Below are 6,577 nucleotides of genomic sequence, written 5' to 3' on the forward strand. Positions count from 1 at the left end.
CAATTGGATTTTCTCCATTCCAACTACCTTTTCTATGTCGTGCCAACTACTACGTTAAAACTTACGAATTTGTACGAGTTCATTAGTTTAATATACATTCCATCTGTTTATATTCATCCCCCAGTAAAATATCATCTTGCCTAAGCTCGTACTTCTTTTTCTTTTCTATCATTGTACATAGTACTCTATGATGTTTCAACCATCATAGAGTACTGACTTTCAAACACCCTTTCACTTTCTTATTCCACTTAAAGACTCTCTTTTTCACTCTTCATCATCATAAGCATCTCCAAGCGATTCAAATTCACTCTTTAGCCAATACCAATATTGTCCATTGTTATTAATAAGTTTTTCAAGTAATTCAGTGAATGAAGTTGCGATAATTTGCGTCTCCCCAACTATTCCATGTCGATCAAAGAAACTATCATAACATCTACCTAATCTCTCTTCACTAAGATTTATTGTTAAATATTCACCCTTACCATCATTGCATATAATATACCAATTTGATGAAATATCTTCTTCACATAACTCTCCTACAATTACGGGATTAGCCAAAATAAACTCCTCTGGGGTAACAATATGAATAGGATATTCCTCATTTTCAAATAAAGTTAGACCACCACAAAGACTATAAAATTCTTTTAAATCACCTGGTAGCATATGCTTATTCTTATCAACTATCGGTAATTTTGTAGGCTCCTGAACTCGACAATTAGGTAATGATTTTACTTTTTTAATCAACTGATTAATATTTTCCATCTAAATTACTCCCTAAAATTATATTGATTAAAGGCCCTATAATACTCTTGTCTAGCTAAACGTGGTACATTCGCAGCATCAAACATTTTTTCCGTCAATTCTTGTATTTCTTTTGGTGAAACAGATTTCCAATCTACTTTACCTCCAACCTTTTTCCCTGTTTTTTCAAAGAGCCATTGTCTATAAACAGCTTTAGTAGCATTGTGTTGCTCTTTAGTTAAAGCTATAGTTGGAGTATTCGCCCCTCTACTAACATAATCAGGGACATTATGTTTAGCCCATACATCCATAACTCCATGATGATTTTCTAATGGTGAATTGCTTGGCCTATACGGTACTATATCGTATGGTTCTGAAGTCTTACCATCTTTAGACTCCGCAAACTTATAATAAGCTTCTATTAATTCGCCTTGAGGTATTTTGGTTACGATAGTTCCACCAATACTAGAGAATGCATAGGAAGCCTCTCTCTTAAATGATTGTAACATTTCAAGCGTAGGCTTCAATTCTTTTGCTAGTTTTACTGCATTAGCAAATGTACTTACTCCACTTGATGCTTTTGCTCCTTTTGTGATATGGCCTATTGAAGATTTAATTAAATTATTCAATTAATTTCTATATACAGATATAAATAGAAGGTGATAACAATATGTTTATGAATTTACTAACATTCAATTAGATATTATGGATATTTAGATAAAAAAATCCAGTGATAATTCATAATTCGTCTGCGTTTCAACATCTCGTACATATTTCCTAATTAGCTCTTACATCTAGCTCACTGGATCCATTACCAACATTACCCTTATACCTACTTTAATACAAACTAAAAAATCCACAGTGTTAAAATTTATCACTGTGGATTCCAACATTTATTTTTCTTGGCAATGCACCATATCATAAGGGTAATATGAACTATCTTTCAAGGTTGAATCATCTAATTTTAAAATTTTAGCGATTGCTCCACTTTCAAAACTCCAGTAACCACTATAAATGTCATGTTTATTTTCATGTGCATCGTACCATGCTTCTTCTAAATGTCCCTTATACCAATACTCCTTTATATATTTCTCTAAATTTTTTATAGATTTCTCTTGTGAAATTTTATTACTCTCAATTACTTCTTTTAATTTGAAATATGGATATTTTACATAAAACTCACTTTGCTCATAAAAATCTGATGGCTCACTATTTCTAAAAGCAATAAAATAATTAATCAGATAATCATTTAATCCTTCTTTCCTTACCATTGCTATTAGTCTATTAAATTCTTTATCTTCAACATTTAGCATTACTGCTATAGATATTATCCATAACATACGTATATATCCACTTTCTTTATTCCACACTTTTTCCATTATATTTATTACTTCAGGTAAAAAATCACGAATAGTTTGGATAGAACAACCCGCAGAGTACATTGCCCTTAATTTATTAAAATGATACCCTTGTAACGCTATATATCCATTCTTTACACCTTTATCATCTTTGCCTCTTTCCTCAATAACCTTTTCAACCAATAATAAAAACTTTTCTATTCTCTTTTCCTCATAATTGATAAATTTGTTAAAATATATATCATTTTTGATTTTATCCCTTAGCATAATTTCTTTTCCACCTTTTATACTTCAAGAATTTTCTTCACAATCGTTCCGTCAGGCATAACTTGAATAACAATTCTTTGAACATTTTCTGGATTCAGCAACATCTCTTCCACAATTTCATCTGCTTTTTCTTTTGACAAAGTACTATCTAACCTTTCACTTCCAAGAATCCAATCTTCACTCATTTGCTTACCATCATTTGTTTTTCCTAATTTGGATGTGTTATACTTAGCCTCCGCTATCACATACTTAGGTGGCGGAGATGAATTTTCATATACAGCATCTATTCCCTTAACAATTTTTTGATCTAATGTTAATACACGATCATCACTAATTCTAGTATATGTTTGACTTTCAAAAAAGTCATCCATCTTCATTTCACCATAATTCCCTTTACGCTTCGTTGTTTTTAAAGCTACTTCGCCACTTTCTACTGATTCTATTACCGTACGTTGTTGTGCTCTAGCTGCTTCTAATGTTTGGGCTACTTTTCCAGATTCCTTAGATATTTCACCAGTTTTACCCGTACCCTTACCACCATCTTTAGACTTCGCAAACTTATAATAACCTTCTATTAATTCGCCTTGAGGTATTTTGGTTACGTTAGTTCCACCAATACTAGAGAATGCATAGGAAGCCTCTCTCTTAAATGATTGTAACATTTCAAGCGTAGGCTTCAATTCTTTTGCTAATTTTACTACATTAGCAATTGTACTTACTCCATTTGACGCTTTTGCTCCTTTTGCGATATGGCCTATTGAAGATTCAGTCAGACTCTTATATATCTATATAAACAAATAATAAAAAACAACATGTTGATGAAGTTGCTAAAAATCAATTAGATATTATGGAAGGTTATACAAAATCCCGAAATGTGGATATTCGAATAAAAAACTCCAGTCATGATTCATAAAATCACTGGAGTTTTCATCTTAATACATACTATAGTTTTTATCATTCATCCGATTACAAAAGCCGTTTCCTAATCGAACGAGCTTCTACCCTCTTTTCAATAAGACTACATTCTCGAACTATGATTATTTGATAAAATATTTCTTCTTATTTCAATCAATTAAATCCATATAATATAAATCATTTTCTGATATTTTTGCAAGAAAATCTTCTAGTGAATCGGCAATTTTAAATTCATCATAATAAATCCCATTATTTTCTTCTGTTGTTAATTTAATTGAAATTAAAACTGTTTCATTACCTTCAAAAAAGATTATTTCTTCTTCAAGATCATCATAAACTTCAATGTCTGGAAAAAATTCATAATCATTTTGCTTTAATCGAAAATCTCTAATAGAATAAGGATCCATAATACGATTAATATTGTACTTAGAACCTTTGATAAAGCCATACCCAACATTTAAGAAGAAATCTTTTAGTTCTTTTGGAAATTTCAAACCTAATACCTCTTCCACTTCTTCTATCTCTTCTAATGCTACTGAATAAAAGCTATTATGTTTATTTGATACTAGATAATCATACTTCATATTATTTACCTCCATTAAAAAGTTTATTTCCTGGTGAACCCGAACCATGAATACCAGCTTGATGCTCATTAGGAAATTTAGCAGGATGGATATTCCACCACTCATGTTCCCCACGATAAGAGTTTTCAATTATATGATGAGCATCATAAGGTTCTCCTTTTTTTCTTAAGATTTTTCCTGTTTTCTCTGAAATCACATCTTCTGTATAAGTTGGCCATTTTTGACCAGTTTGTTTTTCCCATTCATCAATTAATGAATTCTTAATTTTATTAAACTCTCGTCTATATCTCTTTGTTTCTGAAGACGTCATCTTTTTATATTCTGTATTTCTTAATGCACTTTTTAATTCTTCCATTTGGTTTTTTGGTATTTTTCTATTTGTCTGTGTTTCAATATCTCGTACATATTTTCTAATTAGTTCTCCATCAATCTTACTTCCAGCCCCACTGACGCCCTTACCAACACCACCCGTACCCTTACCACCATCTTTAGATTTCGCAAACTTATAAAAAGCTTCTAATAATTCGCCTTGAGGTATTTTGGTTACAATAGTTCCACCAACACTAGAGAATGCATAGGAAGCATTTCTCTTAAATGATTGTAACATTTCAAGCGTAGGCTTCAATTCTTTTGCTAATTTTACTGCATTAGCAAATGTACTTACTCCACTTGATGCTTTTGCTCCTTTTGTGATATGGCCTACTTTATTTAGTGCCCTATCGCCTAATATTGTGGTAGCTATTTGTGTTAATCCATAGGTAGTCAATTCTGTACGACTCTCTGCATCTCCCTCTATCATATCTCGTTTTATTTTATTTGAAAATGCATGCCACATATTTTTTGCAGTTTCATCCAAATGGAAAAGTGCATAGGTTACATTAATAAAAGTTCCTATGTCCATATTACTTAAAGCTATTGCGGACTCGATTTCATCACCAATAGCTTTCCCCGATCCTCTTTGAATAGCTTCCCACATCTTTTTCGCTGTTTCAAACGTGCCAACTATACTGTCTGTCGCATCGGCACAAGCATTTCTAACCGGAGATTTCTTCTCAATTATGTTATTTGTTTCTATATCTTTAATTGACTGATCATTTTTTCGAGCTGTTTCTTCTATAATCCCCTGAATCGAACTCACCCAATCCATATTCAACCCTTGTGTACTAAACGTACCACTCACAGGACTAAATCCTTTCCCACTTTGCACTTCAGCGAGTCCGGCTGTGATGCTAGCTGCTAATTGGAGAGCGGTGCTGTAGTTGTTGCTGGATGAATGATTGAATTCATATAAATGCTCTAGTTTTTCTTCCATTTTTTCTCATTGCACCTAATACCGTTACAATTGCACCTACTCCGGGCATTGGTGTAAGTACTTCTATTGCTTCTATACTTGTAATCGATTGATTAATTCCCCTTATTTGTTCTCTTATTTCTTGTTCAATCACATCTGTCGAAGCAACTTTCGCTTGGAACTCATTTGGAAATGCTTCATTTTGGCGAATTAATTCTTCACATAAGCATATGATTCCTTGCGCTAATGGCCGAAATGTTTGGACAAGGTAGGCTTTTGCACTACTGTATGTTTGTCCTTGTAATACTGTGTCTATCGCAAATGCATCAATAGATTGAATGGCTTGTTCCATACTTTGAATCGTAGCATTACATATAGCGTTCATACTTTGAGTTTGACTTTGTACTTCTCCCAAATACATGTTTAAACTCATGTATTGGCCTCCCTTTGTAGTTGCTGCTGTTCATAGGAAAGGTCGTTTTCTTTCTCACTGAGATGCCGTTTTTCTTTAAGCAACGTCTCTTTTTCATTTTCTAATTCGAATGTAAGTTTTCTTTCATACTGTCCGATTTCTTGCCGCATATTCGTAAAAAGGTGAAACACTTCTTTGTCGCCGTGCCAAGTTTCTAGTATTCGGTTAAATAAACGATTACTTCTATTTTTCCATTCATGAAAACTAACCTCAGCTCGTTCTTGATTTTGCAGCGCAATTCGGTTTTCATTTTGTTCTTCAAATATAATTCGTAATTTTTGATTACATTGACTGATTCTCGTTTCAATTTCTTGACTCATCTTTTCTCCCTACCTTTTCCCCTTTACGTAGGTTGTTACATTATTGAAAAGTCTTTTGAAGTCCTGTATCCATTTTCTCAAATTCATTTGCTACGGAATGGATATTATCAATTGTTTGTTGAAAAGCAGTACAAAATTGTTTCGTGATCTGTAAATTTTGTTGATTTGCCTCTTGTGCTTGGAAGTTCACAGATAGTGTCGTACGCGTTGCCTTATTTATAGAGCGACTAGTAGCACTTTGCATTCTATCTGAAGCATTTCTCATTTTCGTTGCAAGTTGCGTTGCCGTATGCAAATTACTTTGAAATTCTCCCATTACTTACTCCCCTCTACCTTTTACTTACAAGAAAATTATACCTCGGAAAAATATCCCAATAAACCAAATGTTCGAATTTAACATACAATTCACCACAGTTACTGAGGATACGAGCAACGCTTATCAATCAACATAACTGAGTCCAAAATGGATTCTACTTATACAAAAAAGATGACTTCAGCCATATGATATGATCCCCTTATAGTAGACAGTTGAAAGAAAGTTACTTTACTGTTTATTATGGAGGGGATTTTTTATGGGGAAAATTAGAAGAACTTTTTCAATTGATTTTAAAATGAAAGCTATTGAATTG

At 32.8% G+C, this 6,577-nt stretch carries 6 protein-coding genes and 2 pseudogenes; all 8 read right to left on the reverse strand.

Annotated elements, in window-relative coordinates; translation table 11 throughout:
- Positions 1 to 264 precede the first annotated feature (264 nt).
- The 8 genes and pseudogenes from D1166_RS28240 to D1166_RS28275 all read right to left on the reverse strand — a co-directional run bounded on the left by D1166_RS28240 (position 265) and on the right by D1166_RS28275 (position 6,264).
- A complete protein-coding gene (locus D1166_RS28240) occupies positions 265 to 762 on the reverse strand; it encodes an SMI1/KNR4 family protein (RefSeq protein ID WP_000427922.1) in 498 nt (165 codons plus the stop codon).
- A 5-nt stretch (positions 763 to 767) separates the two neighbouring features.
- A pseudogene (locus D1166_RS28245) lies at positions 768 to 1,112 on the reverse strand (sugar-binding protein); the annotation flags it as partial.
- A gap of 522 nt (positions 1,113 to 1,634) precedes the next feature.
- The gene (locus tag D1166_RS28250; RefSeq protein WP_000942842.1) at positions 1,635 to 2,366 is read right to left on the reverse strand and encodes a PoNe immunity protein domain-containing protein; all 732 of its coding nucleotides are present in this window, start codon (positions 2,364 to 2,366) and stop codon (positions 1,635 to 1,637) included.
- Positions 2,367 to 2,383: 17 nt separating this feature from the next.
- Complete coding sequence (locus tag D1166_RS28255; protein WP_000941897.1) at positions 2,384 to 3,028, reverse strand: hypothetical protein; 645 nt, start codon at positions 3,026 to 3,028, stop codon at positions 2,384 to 2,386.
- 402 nt (positions 3,029 to 3,430) lie between these two features.
- Positions 3,431 to 3,865, reverse strand: a complete 435-nt coding sequence (locus D1166_RS28260; RefSeq protein ID WP_097861376.1) for an SMI1/KNR4 family protein — start codon at positions 3,863 to 3,865, stop codon at positions 3,431 to 3,433.
- A 1-nt stretch (position 3,866) separates the two neighbouring features.
- Positions 3,867 to 5,589: pseudogene (locus D1166_RS28265) on the reverse strand (LXG domain-containing protein).
- On the reverse strand, positions 5,586 to 5,948 hold the full coding sequence (locus D1166_RS28270; RefSeq protein ID WP_000076595.1) for a DUF3958 family protein: 363 nt from the start codon (positions 5,946 to 5,948) through the stop codon (positions 5,586 to 5,588). The pseudogene D1166_RS28265 and the gene D1166_RS28270 overlap by 4 nt, the downstream one beginning before the upstream one ends.
- 40 nt (positions 5,949 to 5,988) lie before the next feature.
- Entirely contained in the window at positions 5,989 to 6,264 is a 276-nt protein-coding gene (locus D1166_RS28275) for a TIGR04197 family type VII secretion effector (RefSeq protein ID WP_000503641.1), read from the reverse strand.
- Positions 6,265 to 6,577 lie beyond the last annotated feature (313 nt).

Source organism: Bacillus sp. ISO11 (assembly GCF_003458115.1).
Classification (GTDB): Bacteria; Bacillota; Bacilli; order Bacillales; family Bacillaceae_G; genus Bacillus_A; species Bacillus_A cereus.

Coding starts and splice junctions, on each gene's coding strand:
- D1166_RS28250 (WP_000942842.1), bottom strand. CDS start 2,366: ATGCTAAGGGATAAAATCAAAAATGATATATATTTTAACAAATTTATC.
- D1166_RS28275 (WP_000503641.1), bottom strand. CDS start 6,264: ATGGGAGAATTTCAAAGTAATTTGCATACGGCAACGCAACTTGCAACG.
- D1166_RS28260 (WP_097861376.1), bottom strand. CDS start 3,865: ATGAAGTATGATTATCTAGTATCAAATAAACATAATAGCTTTTATTCA.
- D1166_RS28255 (WP_000941897.1), bottom strand. CDS start 3,028: ATGTTACAATCATTTAAGAGAGAGGCTTCCTATGCATTCTCTAGTATT.
- D1166_RS28240 (WP_000427922.1), bottom strand. CDS start 762: ATGGAAAATATTAATCAGTTGATTAAAAAAGTAAAATCATTACCTAAT.
- D1166_RS28270 (WP_000076595.1), bottom strand. CDS start 5,948: ATGAGTCAAGAAATTGAAACGAGAATCAGTCAATGTAATCAAAAATTA.